Consider the following 16,472-nt stretch of genomic DNA (forward strand, 5'->3'; position numbering starts at 1 on the left):
GAGTGTCGGGCCGCGCTTGCGCCCGGCCCGACCTACGACCCTTATTTTCGGTTACGCCCCGGCCTTTTCGCGGGCGAACAGCTCGCGGAAGACGGGGAAGATCTCGCGCCGCGACCGCACGCGCCGCATGGCGAGCGGCAGGTCGGGACGCTGCACCATCTTGTAGGTGCGCCACAGCTCGGTCTCGCGGCCCAGAGCCGACAGGCCCATGTTGTGCTCCGCCGCCACCTCGATGTAGGCGAAGTACTGGCACATCGGCAGGATCACCTCACGCAGCAGGGCTGCCGAGCGCGCGTTGTCCGAAGACATGTTGTCGCCGTCCGACGCCTGGGCCGCGTAGATGTTCCACTCGTTCTCCGGGTAGCGCTCCTTGATGACCCGCTGCATCTCCTCCAGCGCCGTGGACACCACAGTGCCGCCGGTTTCGGTGGAGTAGAAGAACGTGTCCTCGTCCACCTCCTTGGCCTCGTGGGTGTGGCGGATGAAGACGATGTCCACCGAGCGGTAGCGCCGCTTCAGGAACAGGTACAGCAGCATGAAGAAGCGCTTGGCGAGATCCTTCATGTGCTCGGTCATGGAGCCGGACACGTCCATCAGGCAGAACATGACCGCCTGCGCGATGGGCTTGGGCACCGTTTCGAAGCGGTTGTAGCGGACGTCGATCGGGTCAATGAAGGGAATGCGCTTGGACCGGAGATAATGCCGCTCCAGCTGTTCGCGCAGGTCCCGCAGATGCTCCGGATCATCGCCGCGCTCCTCCGCCTCGCGCAGCAGGGCCTCCAGCGCGGTCATGTCGGCCGGCTTCGGCCGCTTCAGCGCGATGCGGCGCGACAGGCTGTTGCGCATGGTGCGCACCAGATTCAGGTTGGCCGGCGAGCCGGTCACCGAATAGCCCGCCCGCGTCAGCGAGTAGGATTCGGACTGCTTGACCTTCTGCTTGACCAGATCGGGAAGCTCCAGGTCTTCCAGGAAGATGTCCAGGAACTCCTCGCGGGACAGGACGAAGCGGAAATCGTCCTCGCCCTCCCCGTCCGGACTGCCTTCCGAACCACGCCCGCCACCCTGTTCCTCGGGCCGCGCGATGGTGTCTCCTTCCACATACTCCTTGTTGCCCGGCACGACGTAGTCACGCACGCCGCCGGACTGGGAGCGGTGGAAGGAGGGCTCCCGCACGCCGCCGGTCGAGATGGTGACCTTCTCGCCGTTCTCGATGTCCTGGATGCCGCGTTTGCCCGAGGCATCCCGGACCGCCTTGATCACCTGTTCCTTGGCGCGCCGCAGGAAACGCTGGCGGTTGGCCAGGCTCTTGCCTTGCGGGTTCAGGCGGCGGTCGATGATGTTCATCAAGGGGGAGCCCCTCCTACCCGTTCAGCTCGTCGTGGAAGACAGGCCGGATCAACCGGCCTGCTTCACGCGCATGTACCACTCGACCAGCCGGCGGACCTGCCGCTCGGTGTAGCCGCGCGACATCATGCGCGAGACGAACTCGTTGTGCTTCTTCTCGGTTTCGCTGTCCTTCTTCGACCCGAAGCTGATGACCGGAAGCAGATCCTCCACCTGGGAGAACATGCGCTTCTCGATCACCTCGCGGATCTTCTCGTACGACGTCCAGGACGGGTTGCGGCCGGCGTTGGCGGCGCGAGCGCGAAGGGCGAACTTGACGACCTCGTTGCGGAAGTCCTTCGGGTTGGCGATCCCGGCGGGCTTCTCGATCTTGGTCAGTTCCTGGTTCAGAAGCTCGCGGTTCATCAGCTGGCCGGTGTCCGGATCCTTGAAGTCCTGGTCCTCGATCCACGCGTCGGCGTAATCGACGTAGCGGTCGAACAGGTTCTGGCCGTAGTCGCTGTAGGACTCCAGATAGGCCTTCTGGATCTCGTTGCCGATGAACTCCGCGTAGCGCGGGGCCAGCTCGGCCTTGATGAACTCGATGTACTTCTTCTCGGTGTCGTCCGGGAACTGCTCGCGCTTGATCGACTGTTCCAGCACATACATCAGATGCACGGGATCGGCCGAAATCTCGGTGCTGTCGTAGTTGAAGGTGGCCGCCAGAACCTTGAAGGCGAAGCGGGTGGAGATGCCGTCCATGCCCTCGTCCACGCCGGCCTGGTCCTTGTACTCCTGCATGGACTTGGCCTTGGGATCGGTCTCCTTCATGCTTTCGCCGTCATAGACGCGCATCTTGGAGAAATGGCTGGAGTTCGGGTGTTCGCGCAGGCGCGACAGCACCGAGAACTTCGCCAGCATCTCCAGCGTGGACGGCGCGCAGGGTGCCGTCGCGAGGTCGGAGCCCTTGACCAGCTTCTCGTAGATCCGCTGCTCCTCCTGCACGCGCAGGCAGTAGGGGACCTTGATCACGCAGATGCGGTCGATGAAGGCTTCGTTGTTCTTGTTGTTCTTGAAGGTCTGCCACTCGGCCTCGTTCGAGTGGGCGAGGATGATGCCCTGGAACGGGATGGCGCCGATGTTCTCCGAGCCGACGTAGTTGCCCTCCTGGGTCGCCGTCAGCAGCGGATGCAGCATCTTGATCGGCGCCTTGAACATCTCGACGAATTCCAGCAGGCCCTGGCTGGCCCGGTTCAGGCCGCCGGAGAAGCTGTAGGCGTCGGGATCGTTCTGGCTGTAGATCTCCAGCTTGCGAATATCGACCTTGCCGACCAGGGACGAGATGTCCTGGTTGTTCTCGTCGCCAGGCTCGGTCTTGGTCACGCAAATCTGGCGCAGCTTGCTGGGGTGCAGCTTCACCACCTTGAAGCGCGAGATGTCGCCGCCGAACTCGTCCAGGCGCTTGACCGCCCACGGGCTCATCAGGCCGGTCAGGCGGCGGCGGGGGATGCCGTAGCGGTCCTCCAGCAGTTCGCCCATCTCGTCCGGGTTGAACAGGCCCAGCGGGCTTTCGAAGACCGGGCTGATCTCCTTGCCGGCCTTCAGGACGTAGACCGGGCATTTCTCCATCAGCGACTTCAGCCGCTCGGCCAGCGACGACTTGCCGCCGCCCACCGGGCCCAGCAGGTAGAGGATCTGCTTGCGCTCCTCCAGCCCCTGCGCGGCGTGGCGGAAGAAGCCGACGATGCGCTCGATCGTTTCTTCCATGCCGTAGAAGTCGGCGAAGGCCGGATAGACCTTCATCGTCCGGTTCATGAAGATGCGGCCAAGGCGCGGATCCTTGGCGGTGTCGACGATCTCCGGTTCGCCGATGGCGGCGAGGATGCGCTCCGGGGCGGAGGCATACATCATCGGGTCGTCGCGGCAGGCCTGCAGGTATTCCGTAAGGCTCATCTCGACCTCACGGCGCCCCTCGTAGGACTGCGTGTAGCGCGTGAACAGTTCGTCGGCCGGGAACATTCCTCGCTCCGTATCTCTTAGTCCGATGCGTCGGGGCTGCCGGCGGGGGACCCGACCGGCGGGGGCGGCGGCGCAAGCCGCGAAAGGTGGGGTGCTGCGGGAGAAACGCTCTCGCACCGACCCCGCTCACCGTCGAAAGCCAAACCTTTTATGCGGTTTCCATTCAAATGAAGCGCTCCCCAAGGATCGCCAAACGGATCACCAAACTCGAACGTGTCAAATCTGAATGTAATGCTCGACCTAGAGCTTTCCAGGCACATTGTCTGAATAACCGGAAAGCTCGCCCGGGCCGCCACATCCCCCATCAGTACTAGGACTGTAGGCCGGCTGATCGGGAGGAGTCTTGCGCGTGACGGGGGCTGCCAGCCGGCGTCCAGGCCTTGGCCCTGGCGCCATTTTTCGGGGACTTGCTGGACAATGCCGATCACGCCATCGACCTCCAGTGCATCCAAGCGCCGTTAACCCAGCACGGCGCTACGGTTAACAAGACGGGTGCCCACCAATCGTCAACAGCTCCCTGCCAATCAAAACGCTGACATCCCTGGAGATATTAACGCATGGACGGCGCCCATGATCCACCCACTCCAAAGAGAGATGGTGAAGCTCATGCCGCCACATCAACAAGGCGGAATTTGGGTGATTGAGGGGTGCCCCCATGGCGGACCCCGGCTGCGCTCGACGAAGACATCAACCGAATCAAGATCTTGGCAGTCTTGCAACAGGTGGGGGCAAAAAGTGTGACGGGGGCAGCGGGCGTTTCTCGCCCCTCTTCCTTGAGGGGAGAAGGGATGGGACCAGGGTTGGCGGCCACGAAAGTCGGGCGAAAAATTTTTCTCCCGGCCAGCGCCGGCAACGACTCGTCAGCCCAGCTTGGCGCTCAGCTTTTCGCGCAGATTGTCCGGGGTGGCCGGCTTCACGATGAAGGTGTCGGCACCATGGGCGGCGGCCTCGGCCATACGGTCCTTGTCGGCGCGGTTGGTCATGAACACGACGGGAAGGCCACGGTGACGGGCGTTGTCGCTGACGCGCAGGGCCTTCAGGAAACCGAGCCCGTCGAGCGGCTGCATCTCCACGTCGCAGACGACCACGTCGGGGTCATGCGTGGCGACGGCGGCCAGACCGGATTCGCCGTCCTCGGCCTGGTGCACGGCCTTGAAGCCGAGCGTGCCGAGCATCTTCGCCAGCACCATGCGGGTGAACTTTTCGTCCTCGATGACCAGCACCGAAAAGTCTCCGAACGCCGCTGCCGTCATCGCCTTATCCCCCGAACGCCCTGTCTGTGATGTACGACGCGACGCGCGCCTTTGCAACCCACTCGCGAAGCCGCCCGCAGAGCTACACGGCAACGCCCGACCGCGGGGAATCAACCGCAAGGGATAGGTATGGCGGAAGAACCCATTGCGCCGCACCCACCCGGCGGTTACACGGGAATCATGAGCTTCCTCGACCGCATCCGCGCGTGCAACGCGCACGACCTCTCCCACTTCCGTCCGTTCGAGGTGGAGGGGCACCGCATCGGCTGGATTCGCCCGGCCCTGGCCGACCAGCTGCCCGACGTCGATCCGGGCTTTGTGGTAACGCCCGAGCGCGTGACCATCGCCCCGGAGGTGCGCGACTTCGAGGCGCGCTCCGCCGTGCTGGAGCACGCCGCGCGGTTCCTCGTGGAACAGGGCGCGGTCAAGGCGTTGCGCAACGAGTTCTACCCGGTGCTGCCGAAATGGGGGGCGGAGCCGCTGGCCCGCATCGACCGCGCCGTGGTGGCGCAGTTCGGCATCAGCGCCTACGGCCTGCATGTGAATGGCTTCGTCCGCCAGCCGGACGGCAGCCTGTCCCTGTGGATCGGCCGCCGCGCACGCGACCGCGAGGTGGCGCCGGGGCAGCTCGACAACCTGATCGCCGGCGGCCAGCCCATCGGCCTGTCGCTGGCCGAAAACCTGATCAAGGAGGCGGAGGAGGAAGCGGGCATCGACGCCGCCCTCGCCTCCCGCGCGGTGCCCGTGGGGGCCGTGACCTACACGATGGAGACCAAGGCCGGGCTGAAGCCGGACACGCTGTTCCTCTACGACCTGGAACTCGACCCCGAATTCGAGCCGAAAAATACCGACGGCGAGGTCGAGACGTTCGAGCTGTGGCCGCTGGACCGCGTCGCCGAGTCGGTGCGGACGACGACGGACTGGAAGTTCAACGTGAACCTCGTGGTCATCGACTTTCTGGTCCGCCACGGCTGGCTGACACCGGAGGAGCCGGACTATCTGGAGATCGTGACCAGCCTGCGGCGCTGACGCCTCACACCCCGTCGGAAAAGCCTGCCATGGCGCGCACCTGCGCCGGGCTGTGGCCAGCCTCGCGCAGGGAACGCAGCGATTTGGCCTGATCGCGCTTGGCGAGCCGCTCGCCCCGTTCGTTCCGCAGCAGCCCGTGGTGGTGGTAGTCGGGAGGATCGTAGCCCAGCAGAGCCTGCAACAGCCGGTGCAGGTGCGTGGCGAAGAACAGGTCCTCGCCACGGGTCACCAGCGTGACGCCCTGGATGTGATCGTCCACCGTGACGCCCAGATGGTAGCTGGTCGGCGTGTCCTTGCGGGCAAGCACCACGTCGCCGAGGATTTCCGGAGTCGCCTCCTGCCAGCCCTTGGCGCGGTCGTGCCAGCGCAGAGGTCCGGTCATCGCGCGGGCCTTCGCGACGTCGAGGCGCAGCGCGTAGGCGGCGCCGGCCTCCATGCGTTCCCGCCGGATGGACTCCGGCAAATCGCGACAGGTGCCGGGATAGAGCGGCCCGTCTGGACCGTGCGGGGCATGGCCGGCACGAGCGATTTCCGCCGCGATGTCCTTGCGGGTGCAGAAGCAGGGATAGACGACGCCCATGGTCTGGAGCCGGACGAGTTCCGCCCGGTGATCGTCCAGATGCTCCGACTGGCGGCGCACCGGCCGTTCCCAGGTCAGCCCGAGCCACGCCAGATCCTCGATCAGGTCGCGCTCGAACTCCGGCCGGCAGCGGTTCGGGTCAATGTCCTCGATGCGCAGCAGAAAACGGCCGCCAGCGTCCATGGCGGCCCGCCAGCCGAACAGGGCGGAATGGGCGTGCCCGAGATGGAGATGGCCGGTCGGGCTCGGCGCGAAGCGGGTGACGGTATCGGTCATCCCGCTCTTATAACGGATCGGGTGAACGTAGATGAACGGCCCGCTTAGATGTAGGGATTGTCCTTGATCGGCTCGACCGGGATGTCCTCGCCTTCCAGATACATGGCCAGACGGCGGCGCAGTTCCTGGTCGAAGGCGTCGATGCGGCGCTGACGCTCCCGCTCCTCGCGTTCGGCGCGCTTTTCGGCAAGGCTGATGATCGTGGCGCTCATGGATGCTCCCCCTTGAATGCGGGGCCACCATCGCAGACCATGGTTAACGCGAAGTAACCATGACGCCAAAAAACGCGCCAACTCGCCGGGGAATGCGGCCGGGGCCACGAATGTCACAACGGGTGCCAGGGAGGAGCACCACCCCACCCTTCGTGAGGGTGTCCGCTCATCCGGAATGGTTACGGCTTGATGAAGAATGCCGCAGCGCGGCGTCGAGATATTGAGTTTGCGGTACCGATCATCTATGTATCTGGTGTTCCGCCCTCCCCATTCAGGGGGAGGCGAACAGCCAGAAACGACCCAGACCCAGAAACGAACCAGACTAGCAACGATCCAGACAAGGGAGTGGCCATTGGCTCCACCACCCGATCACTGTCCGGCTCTGGTGCTGAACGCGGATTTCCGTCCGCTCAGCTATTTCCCGCTGTCGCTCTGGTCCTGGCAGGAGGCGGTCAAGGCCGTGTTCCTGGACCGGGTGAACATCATCTCCGAATATGACCGCGTCGTCCGCTCTCCCAGTTTCGAGATCCGGTTGCCCAGCGTCATCTCGTTGAAAGAGTTCATTCCCGCGACGCGCCGGCCGGCCTTCACCCGCTTCAACGTGTTCCTGCGCGACCGCTTCACCTGCCAGTATTGCGGCCGGCCGTTCCCCACGCAGGAACTGACCTTCGACCACGTCGTCCCACGATCGCGCGGCGGGCGCACCACCTGGGACAACGTCGTCACCTCCTGCTCGGCGTGCAATCTGGCGAAGGGCAACTGGCTGCCGCACGCCTGCGGCATGATACCCCTCAGTCCCCCCTTCCAGCCGACCGCCTACGAGCTGCAAGAGAACGGACGTGCATTCCCGCCAAACTTCCTTCACGAAAGTTGGCGGGATTTTCTTTATTGGGACACCGAATTGGATCCCGTCTGAGCAGCGGCAGGAACGATGGAAGACGAAGAGAACCTGTGCATCGGCATCTGCGTCATCGGCGAGGACGGCCGGTGCGAGGGCTGCGGACGCACGGAGGACGAGATTTACGGCGTGCCGGCGGAGTCCGCTGAGGCCCCGCCGGCGTAAAGGCCGTCACACCCGCTCGGCCAGCCAGATGGCGGCCTTGGTCCCGGCCTTGATGGCGGCGGACAGGACCGGATAGGCGGGCGCCTGCTCGGCGCCGTGGGTCAGGCCCATGTCGCGGTGCTCGACCTCCTCCGCCTGGAACTTCAGGATCGCCGCCTTCAGCTCCGCCTCCTCGGGGCCGAGGTGCTTCATCTGCGCCTCGTAGTGGCCCTCGATGACCTCCTCCACCGCCACGGTGCAGGCCATCGCCGCGCGCTCGCCCAGGACCGCCGTGCCGGCGCCCAGCAGGAAGCCGGCGACGTGCCAGAAGGGCTGGAGCGCCGTGGGGCGCACCTTGCGGGCATTCAGCTGCTTCTCGAAATACTGGAGATGCTCCAGCTCCTGGTCGGCCATGTGGCGCAGCATGCGGCCGTGCCTGCCCTTGCCCATGACGGCGATCTGGCCTTCGTAGATGCGCTTGGCCCCGTATTCGCCGGCGTGGTCCACGCGGACGATGCGGGCCAGCCGCTCCTCCGGAGTCGGGTCGCCGGGCAGACGGCCGCGCGGCCGTGCCTTGGACGCAGTCTGGGTCGCCGGCTGAGCGGCGGTGACCGTGGCGGTATCGGAGCGTTCGTCGAGCGGGGTCATGCGAAGGTCCTGGATGCCGAGTTCCGAAGGTAGGCGGCGCGCGCCGCCAGGAAGGCGAAGCCGGCCAGCGCCAGCGAGATCACCACGTTGTAGCCGGCCATGGACACGCCGAACAGCGACCACGCCACCTCGTCGCAACGGGTGACCGGGGCGGCCATGACCTGGGCGCGCATTTGCTCCAGCGTCTGGGGTGCACCGCCCGTGGCGCCACAGGCCGAGGTGCCGGCCCACCAATGCTGTTCCACCCCGACGTGGTAGGCGGCGATTCCGGCGCCGGCCAGCAGGGCGAATCCGCTCGCCACCAGCAGCGCGTCGCCCAGCCCCTTCCATTGCCGGAACAGCAGCGTGGCGACGGAGAAAGCCATCACCGCCCCATAGGGCACGCGCTGCCACAGGCACAGGATGCAGGGCTGGTAGCCCAGCACGAACTGGAAAAACAGCGCCGCCGCCAGCACGCCGGCGCTGGCGAGGCCCAGGAAGGCGGCGGGGAAACGCGGGTCGTCGAGGGGGAAACGGTCCATCATGGGTCCGGAGATTAGCGCGCGAGCGGGAGGGTGACCATACGCCCATTGCAAATAGGGGCACAAAACACTTTGTCGAAACCCCATTTCCCCTCTATATAGCGCGACAGCGGCGTTGCGAGAGTGGCGAAGCTGACTTCCAGCGTTCGGCGGTTTGTTGCGGCGTACTGGAAATCCATTGTGCTTTAACACGTTAGCGTGGTAAGGGAAGCGTCGTCGAGAAAGGTCCCGAAGGCGCTCGGTGCACAGTAAGCGCGGAGCGTGGCGACGGGAGCCGGCGGCACAGTGCGGGCGTGGCGGAATTGGTAGACGCAGCGGACTCAAAATCCGCCGTCCTTACGGATATGTCGGTTCGAGTCCGACCGCCCGCACCAAATTCTCGTATGGTATCAAAGCCGCCTCCGACGCGGCTCGCCCTCCAAAGACTCCTGGCGCATCACGGGTACAGCCGATCACTGGGATCATCGGCGGCGCACCGCATCACCCCACGACGTCCATGATCTTGTTCTAAAGTCCAATTAGGCGGTTCCTTCCGGGCTCCTATCATGCGCCTCGACGCCCGCGACGCTTCCGCGCCGCGCGGCCATCGCCAGGGGAATCCGTCTCATGAACCTCATCCGAATCGCCGTGGCCGCCGCCACGCTGCTCGCGTCCGGTGCCGCCTTCGCCGTGGGCCCGGAGCCCAAGACACCCGAAGAAGCGGCCGGCAAGCAGGTCTTCACCCACTGCGCGGCCTGCCACTCGCTGGACTCCAGCAAGAACGCCTTCGGCCCCAGCCTGTACAACGTCGTCGGCCGCAAGGCGGGCAGCGTGCCGCGCTTCGAGTATTCCGACGCCATCAAGGCGTCCGGCATCACTTGGACCGAAGACAATCTGCGCAAGTGGATCGCCGACAACGAAAAGCTCGTCCCCGGCACCCGCATGCGCCACATCGCCATCACCGACAAGGCCGAGCAGGACTATCTGATCGCCTTTCTGAAGTCGCTGAAGCAGTAAGCCCCTCTTCGGCGCTGGACGCTCACCGAACGGCCACCGGCACCGGCTTGGCCTCTTCGGTGGGCAGGCCGGCTTCGGCCCAGCCGTCCATGCCGTCGCGGTACCAGTAGACCTGACGGTAGCCCATCTCCAGCGCCCGCTTGGCGGCGTTCCACGACATCCAGCAGTCGGCGAGGCAGTAGAACAGCACGCCCCGGTCCCGGCTGCCGTCGGTCAGCCTGTCCAGATTCGCGCGGAAATAGCCGTCCAGTTCCGGCGTCAGCGCGCCGAGCCCGACGTTGGGCAGCCACACCCCGCCGGGGATCTGCTGGAACGGCTTGGCAACGATCCAGGGGCCGCCGGGCAGCGTGCTGCGGTCGAGCTTCAGCACGTTGATCGCCACCGCCTTGCCGCCTTCGACCAGCGCGCGGGCCTCGGCCGTGTCCACGGTCACCGCTCCCGGCAGCGCCGCCGGAGTCGGCGCGCGGTATTCGGTCATGCGGTAGCCCTCCGGCACTGGAACCGCGTCCGCCGCCGATGAGCCACCGGACGGCAAGCCGGTCAACAGAAGCGCCAACAGGGCGCAGCATTGATGCGTCCGCACCGGCTCCTCCCTCCGTTATTTCTTGGGCGTCCACGAAATCGCCGGGGGCTTGTGGGGTCAAGTTGCCCGATAGTCGAATACCGGCGCGGGAGAACCGGGGAATACCCTGCATGCTATAATGGGCGCACCGACAAGCCGCCAGCCAGCACGCCGGCAGGGGAGGAAGACAGGAACCATGGGTCTGACGAACACCCTTGGCCGCGTTGCCGCCATCCTGGCCGTCGTCGTTCTGGCGCTGACTTCTGCCCCCTTGGCCGCCGCCTTTGCGGCCGAGCGCCCGACCGTCACCGTGGCGGTGCTGAAGTTCGGCACGGTCAGCTGGGAATTGGACGTCATCAAGCACCACCGGCTGGACGAGGCCGCCGGCTTCGAGCTGAAGCTGGTCGAACTGGCCAGCAGTCAGGCGACCCAGATCGCTCTGCAAAGCGGCTCGGTGGACGTGATCGCCAGCGACTGGCTGTGGGTGGCGCGCCAACGCGGGGCCGGGGCCGACCTGACCTTCATCCCCCATTCCTCCGCCGTGGGCGCGCTGGTCGTTCCGGCGGACTCGGCCATCACATCGGTCGCCGATTTGCGGGGCAAACGCATCGGCGTCGCCGGCAGCCCCATCGACAAGAGCTGGCTTCTGCTGAAGGCGCTGGCCCGCGACCGTCACGGCATGAACCTGGACACGGAGGCCAAGCCGACCTTCGCCGCCCCGCCCCTGCTGAACCAGAAGATCGCGGCGGGCGAGTTGGACGCCGTGCTGAACTTCTGGCCCTACGCCGCCCGGCTGGAGGCGCGCGGCCTGCGCTCCGTTATGGGGGTGGAGGATATGATGCGGGCACTCGGCCTGAAGACCAACGTGCCGGCGGTCGGCTTCGTCGTCCACCAGGGCTGGGCCGAGGCGAACCCGAAGACCCTGGAGGGCTTCGTCGCCGCCTCCCGCAAGGCCAAGGAGATCATGGCCCGTTCCGACGCCGAGTGGGACCGGCTGCGCCCGCTGATGCAGGCGGAGGACGACGCGACGTGGCGCGCCCTGCGCGACCATTTCCGCGCCGGCATCCCGCAGCGCTGGACCGGGGAGGAGCGCGCCGACGCCGCGCGCCTCTACGCCCTGATGGCGGCGCTCGGCGGGCGGGACCTCGTCGGCGACGTGCCGGCAATCCCCGAGGGCACCTTCTGGCCGGGGGTGCGGTTCTGATGCCGATATGGCGACGCATAGCCCCGTTAGTCTCGCTGGCTCTGCTGGTGGGGCTGTGGGCGGTCGCCGCCGATCTGGCCGCCAGCCGGTCCTTCCCCACCCCCGCCGCCGTCCTGGCCGTGCTGGAGCGCGAGGCGGCGAGCGGCGCGCTGTTCCATCACCTTGGCATCACGCTGGCGCGCATGGCCGCCGCCTTCGTGATCGCCATGTCCATCGGATCGGCCCTGGGAATCCTGCTGGGGCGTTCCATCGGGGCCGACCGGCTGTTCGGGCCGTGGCTGACGGTGTTCCTGAACATCCCGGCGCTGGTGGTGATCGTGCTGGCCTACGTCTGGTTCGGCCTGACCGAGGCGGCGGCCGTCGGCGCGGTCGCCGTCAACAAGATCCCCAACGTGGTCGTCGTGCTGCGCGAAGGCGCGCGCGCTATCGACGAGCAGTATGTCGAGATGGCCCGCAGCTTCCGCATGGCGCGGTCCGACGTGCTGCGCCATGTGCTGCTTCCCCAGCTCACCCCCTATTTCGCCGCGGCGGCGCGGTCCGGCCTTGCGCTGATCTGGAAGATCGTGCTGGTGGTCGAACTGCTGGGCCGCAGCGACGGCGTGGGCTTCCAGATCCACCTCTACTTCCAGATGTTCGATGTGGCCGGCATTCTTGCGTACACCGTGGCCTTCGTGGCCGTCATCCAGCTCCTTGAGCTTTGCGTCCTGCAACCCGTCGAAGGCCGGCTCACCCGCTGGCGGCCGGTGCGCGCTGAAGCTTGAGATCCGCGCCAAGCGCTTCGGCGAGCGGGACGCCATCCGCGGCCTGTCGCTGGAGGCGGCTGCCGGCGAATTCGTGGCGCTGGTCGGCCCGTCCGGCTGCGGCAAGACGACCGCGCTGACCATCGCCGCCGGCCTCGACAGCGCCTTCGAGGGGTCGGTGGATTTCGGCGGGCGCGATCCGGTGCTCGGCTATGTCTTCCAGAATCCGCGCCTGCTGCCCTGGCGCACCGTGCGGCAGAACGTGGCGCTGGTGCTGCCCAAGCCCCTGCGTGGCGGTGGTCTCGTGGACGAGTGGCTGGCCGCCATGGGGCTGAGCGAGGTCGCCGACCAGTACCCGACCCGCCTGTCGGTCGGCATGGCGCGCCGCGTCGCCCTGGCCCGCGCCTTCGTCGTGCAGCCGGACCTGCTGCTGATGGACGAGCCGTTCGTGTCGCTGGACGAGTTGACCGCGCAACGGCTGCGCGCGCTGCTGGCCGACACGCTGGAGCGCCGACCGGCCACCGTGCTGTTCGTGACGCACAATCTGCGCGAGGCGATCCAACTGGCGGATCGGATCCTGGTGCTGGCGCCGAGCCCGACGCGCGTGGTGGCCGAGGTGCCCGTGCCCCTGCCTCGCCCGGCGCGCGACGACGCCATGGTGGAGGCCTTCCGGGCGGAGTTGCTGGCACGTCCGGAAGCGGCCTTCCGGGTGCTGGCATAACGAGGACACTTGCCCCCACCCTCCCCATGCTGCGGATGGGTCCCCTCCCTCCCCTGCGACAAGCGGGGGAGGGGGGGGTGGGGGCAATACTTCAGCGGTTTGTGAACCAGCCCACAGCACTCGACACCAAACGCCGCCATCCTCCCTCCCCGGAGGTGGACATGCGCACCCTGGCCCTGCTTCTCAGCGTCGCCGCCCTGTGGTCGGGAACCGCCGTGGCCGGCGAGATCGTCATCCTCGATTCCGGCGCTTCGGAAAGCCGGACGCGCGCGCCCCATCACGCTGACAGGGCACGGGACTCCGTCATCTTTCACGATCCCCTGACCGGCGATTCCTTCATCATCCTGGAGCGCCCCTCGCGGGAGGAGGAGCTTGGCCGCCGCGATCCGGGCCGGGAGGCCAAACGGGCGTCACGCGAAGCGCGCCGGCAGCGCACGAAATCCCCGCCGCCCCTGTCGCTGGAAGCCGAAACGCTGTTCAGCCCCGCACCGGGAGACGTCGGGCACGAGGCGGCGCGCGCCGCCAACGACGCGCACCGCATGCGGGTTCAGAAAAAGTGAAGGTCAGGCCCCGAAGCGGGCCTTTTCCAGCTGGAGCCGGTTGGCGAAAACCACGGCCTGGGTGCGGCTGTAGACCTTCAGCTTTTGCAGGATCGCCGAGACGTGCGCCTTCACCGTGGTTTCGGTGATGCTCAGCTCGTAGGCGATTTCCTTGTTCAGCTTGCCGGTCCCCAGCATCTCCAGCACGCGGAGTTGCTGCGCGGTCAGCGTGGACAGGCGGCGGGCGATTTCCGCCGTTTCGTCGTCCTCGGCCGCTTCGCCTTCCTCCACCGAGGGCGGCAAATAGACCTCCCCGGCCAGGATTTGGCGCAGCGCGCCGGCGATGGCATCGCGCGGCGTCGATTTGGGGATGAAGCCGGCGGCGCCACAGCGGACGGCCTCCAGCATCACCTTGCGATCCTCGTGGGCCGAGACGACGGCGATGGGAATGGCCGGGAACTGGCTGCGCAGGGCAAGAAGCCCCGTCAGCCCGTTCATGCCGGGCATGTTGAGGTCGAGCAGGACAAGGTCCAGCTCCCCCTTTTCCCGCAGCGTGCTGACGGCGTCGTCGAGACAGCCGGCCTCGTGGATCTCCTGCGCTTGGCAGGAATAGAGGACGGCGCTGCGCAGAGCGTCGCGCACCAGCGGGTGATCGTCAGCGATGAGTATTCTGCTCATGGCGTGTTTTCCACGCTCATCAATCCAGGGCGTTTCCAGGAACCATCATGCCGGACCGTACAAGAATGTGCAAGGATGGGACGCTTACTTTGCGGAAGTAACAGGTTATCCGAAATTTCATTTCGGACTGCCGGGGTCCTGATTTGATCATGACGGGCCAAGAAAAAGGCGGGCCGATCACTCGGCCCGCCCATCCTATTTCGGTCACACCACCGGGAAGCCTCAGGCCTTCGGCAGCTTGAAGACCCAGAGCGAACCGCCCTGGTTGATGTCCTTGACCATCTTGGCGACGTCGCCGCCCCACAGCGGGACCGCACCGCCCCAGCCGGAGACCACGGCGACATACTGCTCGCCGTCCTGCTCCCAGGTGACCGGGGAACCGACGACGCCCGAACCGGTGTTGAACTTCCAGACTTCCTGGCCCGACTTGGCGTCGAACGCCTTCAGATAGCCTTCCGGCGTGCCGGTGAAGACGAGGTTGCCGGCCGTGGTCAGCACACCGCCCCACAGCGGCGCCTTGTTCTTGTACTCCCACACGATCTTGCCGGTCTTCGGATCGACCGCGCGCAGAGCGCCGATGTAGTCGTCGTAGAGCGGCTTGATGGTGAAGCCGGCGCCCAGGTACGCCGCGCCCTTCTTGTAGGTGATCGGCTCGTTCCAGATGTCCATGCCCCACTCGTTGGCCGGGACGTAGAACAGCTCGGTCGCCGGGCTGTAGGCCATCGGCATCCAGTTCTTCGCACCCAGGAAGGCCGGAGCGGCGAAGACCGACTTGCCCTTCTCGGCTGCCTCGGGCGAGCCCGGACGGTTGTCGTCGTTGTAGACCGGGCGGCCGGTCTTCAGGTCGATCTCCTTGGCCCAGGTGATCTTGCTCACGAAGGGCGAGGCGTTGATCAGCTTACCGTTGGTGCGGTCGAGCACGTAGAAGAAGCCGTTGCGGTCGGCCTTGGCGCCGGCCTTGATGGTCTGCCCGTCCTTCTTCAGGTCGAACGCGACCAGTTCGTTCACGCCGTCGAAGTCCCAGCCGTCGTGCGGCGTGGTCTGGTAGTGCCACTTGATCTCGCCGTTCTCCGGGTTGATCGCCAGCGTGGACGAGGAATAGAGGTTGTCGCCGGGGCGCAGGTGCGAGTTCCAGGGCGCCGGGTTGCCGGTGCCGAAGAACAGCGTCTTGGTCTCCGGATCGTAGGTGCCGCCCAGCCAGGTGGCGCCGCCGCCGGTCTTGTACAGGTCGCCCGGCCAGCTGGCGTTCAGCTTGCCGGTCATGGTCGATTCCTTGCCATTGAGGGTGCCCATGTTGCCCTCGATGGTCGGACGCTGCCAGATCAGCTCGCCCGTCTCGGCGTCGCGCGCCTCGACCATACCGATGACGCCGAACTCACCGCCGGAATTGCCGGTGATGATCTTGCCGTCGACGATCAGGGGTGCCGCGGTCGCCGAATAGCCGGCCTGATAGTCGGCGGTCTTCTTCGACCAGACGACCTTGCCGGTGTCCTTGTTCAGCGCGACCAGACGGGCGTCCAGCGTGGAGAAGTAGATCTTATCCTTGTAGAGGGCGGCGCCGCGGTTCACCACGTCGCAGCAGGGCATGATGCCTTCGGGCAGGCGGTGGTCGTACTGCCACTTCTTCTCGCCGGTCTTCGCATCCACCGCGTACAGGCGCGAGTAGGAGCCGGTGACGTAGATCATGCCCTCATGGACGATCGGCTGGGATTCCTGGCCGCGCTGCTTCTCGCCGCCGAAGGAGAAGGACCACACCGGCACCAGCTTCTTGACCGTGTCGGGGTTCAGCGCGGTCAGCGGGCTGAAGCGCTGGCCCTGGTGCCCCATGCCGTAGGTGAGCACGTCGCCCGTGGACTTCGCGTCGTTCAGCAGGTCGTCGTTGGTCGGGCCGGCCGCGTTCGCGACGGAAAGGCCGAGACCGACCGCCATCGCGCTGGCAAGCAGGCCGGTGCGGAAGAGACGCTTCATGGTGCGGATACCTCCCAGGAAAATTGACAGACGAACCGAGGGGCCACCATTTCTCGCTCGGCCCCTTGCCCGCCCAACCTCGGCTTTTTCTTCAGCAAAGTCAGGGGGATGACACGGCGCAATGCTGCACCGCGAAGCACATATCCTTTTGAATGTAGAGC

At 66.2% G+C, this 16,472-nt stretch carries 18 protein-coding genes and 1 tRNA gene; 9 read left to right on the plus strand and 10 right to left on the minus strand.

Going from position 1 to position 16,472, the window contains the following annotated elements:
- Positions 1-51: 51 nt before the first annotated feature.
- The 3 genes from J2852_RS12845 to J2852_RS12855 all read right to left on the minus strand — a co-directional run bounded on the left by J2852_RS12845 (position 52) and on the right by J2852_RS12855 (position 4,595).
- Positions 52-1,344: a YeaH/YhbH family protein gene (locus J2852_RS12845; protein ID WP_209876464.1), complete on the minus strand. Its 1,293-nt coding sequence runs from the start codon at positions 1,342-1,344 to the stop codon at positions 52-54.
- A gap of 51 nt (positions 1,345-1,395) precedes the next feature.
- Positions 1,396-3,342, minus strand: coding sequence for a PrkA family serine protein kinase (locus J2852_RS12850; RefSeq protein WP_209875979.1), 1,947 nt, complete (start codon positions 3,340-3,342; stop codon positions 1,396-1,398).
- 860 nt (positions 3,343-4,202) lie between these two features.
- Entirely contained in the window at positions 4,203-4,595 is a 393-nt protein-coding gene (locus J2852_RS12855; RefSeq protein ID WP_209875981.1) for a response regulator, read from the minus strand.
- A 180-nt stretch (positions 4,596-4,775) separates the two neighbouring features.
- Here J2852_RS12855 and J2852_RS12860 point away from each other — a divergent pair, with 180 nt between their 5' ends.
- On the plus strand, positions 4,776-5,624 hold the full coding sequence (locus J2852_RS12860) for a DUF4743 domain-containing protein (protein ID WP_209875983.1): 849 nt from the start codon (positions 4,776-4,778) through the stop codon (positions 5,622-5,624).
- Positions 5,625-5,628: 4 nt separating this feature from the next.
- Here J2852_RS12860 and gluQRS read toward each other — a convergent pair whose 3' ends face one another.
- Both gluQRS and J2852_RS12870 read right to left on the minus strand, forming a co-directional pair.
- Positions 5,629-6,480 carry a tRNA glutamyl-Q(34) synthetase GluQRS gene (gene gluQRS, locus J2852_RS12865; RefSeq protein ID WP_209875985.1) on the minus strand — a complete coding sequence of 284 codons (852 nt, stop codon included), beginning with the start codon at positions 6,478-6,480 and terminating at the stop codon, positions 5,629-5,631.
- Positions 6,481-6,524: 44 nt separating this feature from the next.
- A complete protein-coding gene (locus tag J2852_RS12870; protein ID WP_209875987.1) occupies positions 6,525-6,692 on the minus strand; it encodes a hypothetical protein in 168 nt (55 codons plus the stop codon).
- Between the two features lie 352 nt (positions 6,693-7,044).
- Here J2852_RS12870 and J2852_RS12875 point away from each other — a divergent pair, with 352 nt between their 5' ends.
- Both J2852_RS12875 and J2852_RS12880 read left to right on the plus strand, forming a co-directional pair.
- Positions 7,045-7,608, plus strand: coding sequence for an HNH endonuclease (locus tag J2852_RS12875; protein ID WP_209875989.1), 564 nt, complete (start codon positions 7,045-7,047; stop codon positions 7,606-7,608).
- A gap of 15 nt (positions 7,609-7,623) precedes the next feature.
- The gene (locus J2852_RS12880) at positions 7,624-7,755 is read left to right on the plus strand and encodes a DUF1289 domain-containing protein (protein WP_209875991.1); all 132 of its coding nucleotides are present in this window, start codon (positions 7,624-7,626) and stop codon (positions 7,753-7,755) included.
- Between the two features lie 6 nt (positions 7,756-7,761).
- Here J2852_RS12880 and J2852_RS12885 read toward each other — a convergent pair whose 3' ends face one another.
- Together J2852_RS12885 and J2852_RS12890 are read right to left on the minus strand one after the other, a co-directional pair.
- Complete coding sequence (locus J2852_RS12885) at positions 7,762-8,382, minus strand: demethoxyubiquinone hydroxylase family protein (RefSeq protein ID WP_209875993.1); 621 nt, start codon at positions 8,380-8,382, stop codon at positions 7,762-7,764.
- Positions 8,379-8,903: a disulfide bond formation protein B gene (locus tag J2852_RS12890; protein ID WP_246499577.1), complete on the minus strand. Its 525-nt coding sequence runs from the start codon at positions 8,901-8,903 to the stop codon at positions 8,379-8,381. Before J2852_RS12890 ends, J2852_RS12885 begins: the two co-directional genes overlap by 4 nt.
- A 287-nt stretch (positions 8,904-9,190) precedes the next feature.
- Here J2852_RS12890 and J2852_RS12895 point away from each other — a divergent pair.
- A tRNA-Leu gene (locus J2852_RS12895) sits at positions 9,191-9,277 on the plus strand.
- A gap of 232 nt (positions 9,278-9,509) precedes the next feature.
- Entirely contained in the window at positions 9,510-9,899 is a 390-nt protein-coding gene (locus J2852_RS12900; protein ID WP_209875997.1) for a c-type cytochrome, read from the plus strand.
- Positions 9,900-9,921: 22 nt separating this feature from the next.
- On the opposite strand, the gene J2852_RS12905 is transcribed toward J2852_RS12900, so the two are convergent.
- Positions 9,922-10,482 (minus strand): PQQ-dependent catabolism-associated CXXCW motif protein, encoded by a 561-nt coding sequence (locus tag J2852_RS12905; RefSeq protein WP_209875999.1) that lies wholly within the window; start codon positions 10,480-10,482, stop codon positions 9,922-9,924.
- A 175-nt stretch (positions 10,483-10,657) separates the two neighbouring features.
- Between J2852_RS12905 and J2852_RS12910 the strand changes: the two genes are divergently transcribed.
- The 4 genes from J2852_RS12910 (at position 10,658) to J2852_RS12925 (ending at position 13,686) form a co-directional block, all read left to right on the plus strand.
- Positions 10,658-11,665: an ABC transporter substrate-binding protein gene (locus J2852_RS12910; RefSeq protein WP_209876001.1), complete on the plus strand. Its 1,008-nt coding sequence runs from the start codon at positions 10,658-10,660 to the stop codon at positions 11,663-11,665.
- Complete coding sequence (locus J2852_RS12915; RefSeq protein ID WP_209876003.1) at positions 11,665-12,426, plus strand: ABC transporter permease; 762 nt, start codon at positions 11,665-11,667, stop codon at positions 12,424-12,426. The genes J2852_RS12910 and J2852_RS12915 overlap by 1 nt, the downstream gene beginning before the upstream one ends.
- Complete coding sequence (locus tag J2852_RS12920; RefSeq protein WP_246499579.1) at positions 12,356-13,126, plus strand: ABC transporter ATP-binding protein; 771 nt, start codon at positions 12,356-12,358, stop codon at positions 13,124-13,126. Before J2852_RS12915 ends, J2852_RS12920 begins: the two co-directional genes overlap by 71 nt.
- Before the next feature lie 161 nt (positions 13,127-13,287).
- Positions 13,288-13,686: a hypothetical protein gene (locus tag J2852_RS12925; RefSeq protein ID WP_209876007.1), complete on the plus strand. Its 399-nt coding sequence runs from the start codon at positions 13,288-13,290 to the stop codon at positions 13,684-13,686.
- Positions 13,687-13,689: 3 nt separating this feature from the next.
- Here the strand turns inward: J2852_RS12925 and J2852_RS12930 are convergent, their stop codons facing one another.
- Together J2852_RS12930 and J2852_RS12935 are read right to left on the minus strand one after the other, a co-directional pair.
- Positions 13,690-14,343, minus strand: a complete 654-nt coding sequence (locus J2852_RS12930) for a response regulator (RefSeq protein WP_209876009.1) — start codon at positions 14,341-14,343, stop codon at positions 13,690-13,692.
- 222 nt (positions 14,344-14,565) lie between these two features.
- Entirely contained in the window at positions 14,566-16,311 is a 1,746-nt protein-coding gene (locus tag J2852_RS12935; protein WP_209876011.1) for a methanol/ethanol family PQQ-dependent dehydrogenase, read from the minus strand.
- Positions 16,312-16,472: the final 161 nt, after the last annotated feature.

The organism is Azospirillum soli (assembly GCF_017876165.1).
Classification (GTDB): Bacteria; Pseudomonadota; Alphaproteobacteria; order Azospirillales; family Azospirillaceae; genus Azospirillum; species Azospirillum soli.

What these genes read in the sequence shown, in the direction of transcription:
- J2852_RS12845 (WP_209876464.1), bottom strand. Translation starts at nt 1,344, where the DNA reads ATGAACATCATCGACCGCCGCCTGAACCCGCAAGGCAAGAGCCTGGCC.
- J2852_RS12850 (WP_209875979.1), bottom strand. Translation starts at nt 3,342, where the DNA reads ATGTTCCCGGCCGACGAACTGTTCACGCGCTACACGCAGTCCTACGAG.
- J2852_RS12855 (WP_209875981.1), bottom strand. Translation starts at nt 4,595, where the DNA reads ATGACGGCAGCGGCGTTCGGAGACTTTTCGGTGCTGGTCATCGAGGAC.
- J2852_RS12860 (WP_209875983.1), top strand. Translation starts at nt 4,776, where the DNA reads ATGAGCTTCCTCGACCGCATCCGCGCGTGCAACGCGCACGACCTCTCC.
- gluQRS (WP_209875985.1), bottom strand. Translation starts at nt 6,480, where the DNA reads ATGACCGATACCGTCACCCGCTTCGCGCCGAGCCCGACCGGCCATCTC.
- J2852_RS12870 (WP_209875987.1), bottom strand. Translation starts at nt 6,692, where the DNA reads ATGAGCGCCACGATCATCAGCCTTGCCGAAAAGCGCGCCGAACGCGAG.
- J2852_RS12880 (WP_209875991.1), top strand. Translation starts at nt 7,624, where the DNA reads ATGGAAGACGAAGAGAACCTGTGCATCGGCATCTGCGTCATCGGCGAG.
- J2852_RS12885 (WP_209875993.1), bottom strand. Translation starts at nt 8,382, where the DNA reads ATGACCCCGCTCGACGAACGCTCCGATACCGCCACGGTCACCGCCGCT.
- J2852_RS12890 (WP_246499577.1), bottom strand. Translation starts at nt 8,903, where the DNA reads ATGGACCGTTTCCCCCTCGACGACCCGCGTTTCCCCGCCGCCTTCCTG.
- J2852_RS12900 (WP_209875997.1), top strand. Translation starts at nt 9,510, where the DNA reads ATGAACCTCATCCGAATCGCCGTGGCCGCCGCCACGCTGCTCGCGTCC.
- J2852_RS12910 (WP_209876001.1), top strand. Translation starts at nt 10,658, where the DNA reads ATGGGTCTGACGAACACCCTTGGCCGCGTTGCCGCCATCCTGGCCGTC.
- J2852_RS12915 (WP_209876003.1), top strand. Translation starts at nt 11,665, where the DNA reads ATGCCGATATGGCGACGCATAGCCCCGTTAGTCTCGCTGGCTCTGCTG.
- J2852_RS12925 (WP_209876007.1), top strand. Translation starts at nt 13,288, where the DNA reads ATGCGCACCCTGGCCCTGCTTCTCAGCGTCGCCGCCCTGTGGTCGGGA.
- J2852_RS12930 (WP_209876009.1), bottom strand. Translation starts at nt 14,343, where the DNA reads ATGAGCAGAATACTCATCGCTGACGATCACCCGCTGGTGCGCGACGCT.
- J2852_RS12935 (WP_209876011.1), bottom strand. Translation starts at nt 16,311, where the DNA reads ATGAAGCGTCTCTTCCGCACCGGCCTGCTTGCCAGCGCGATGGCGGTC.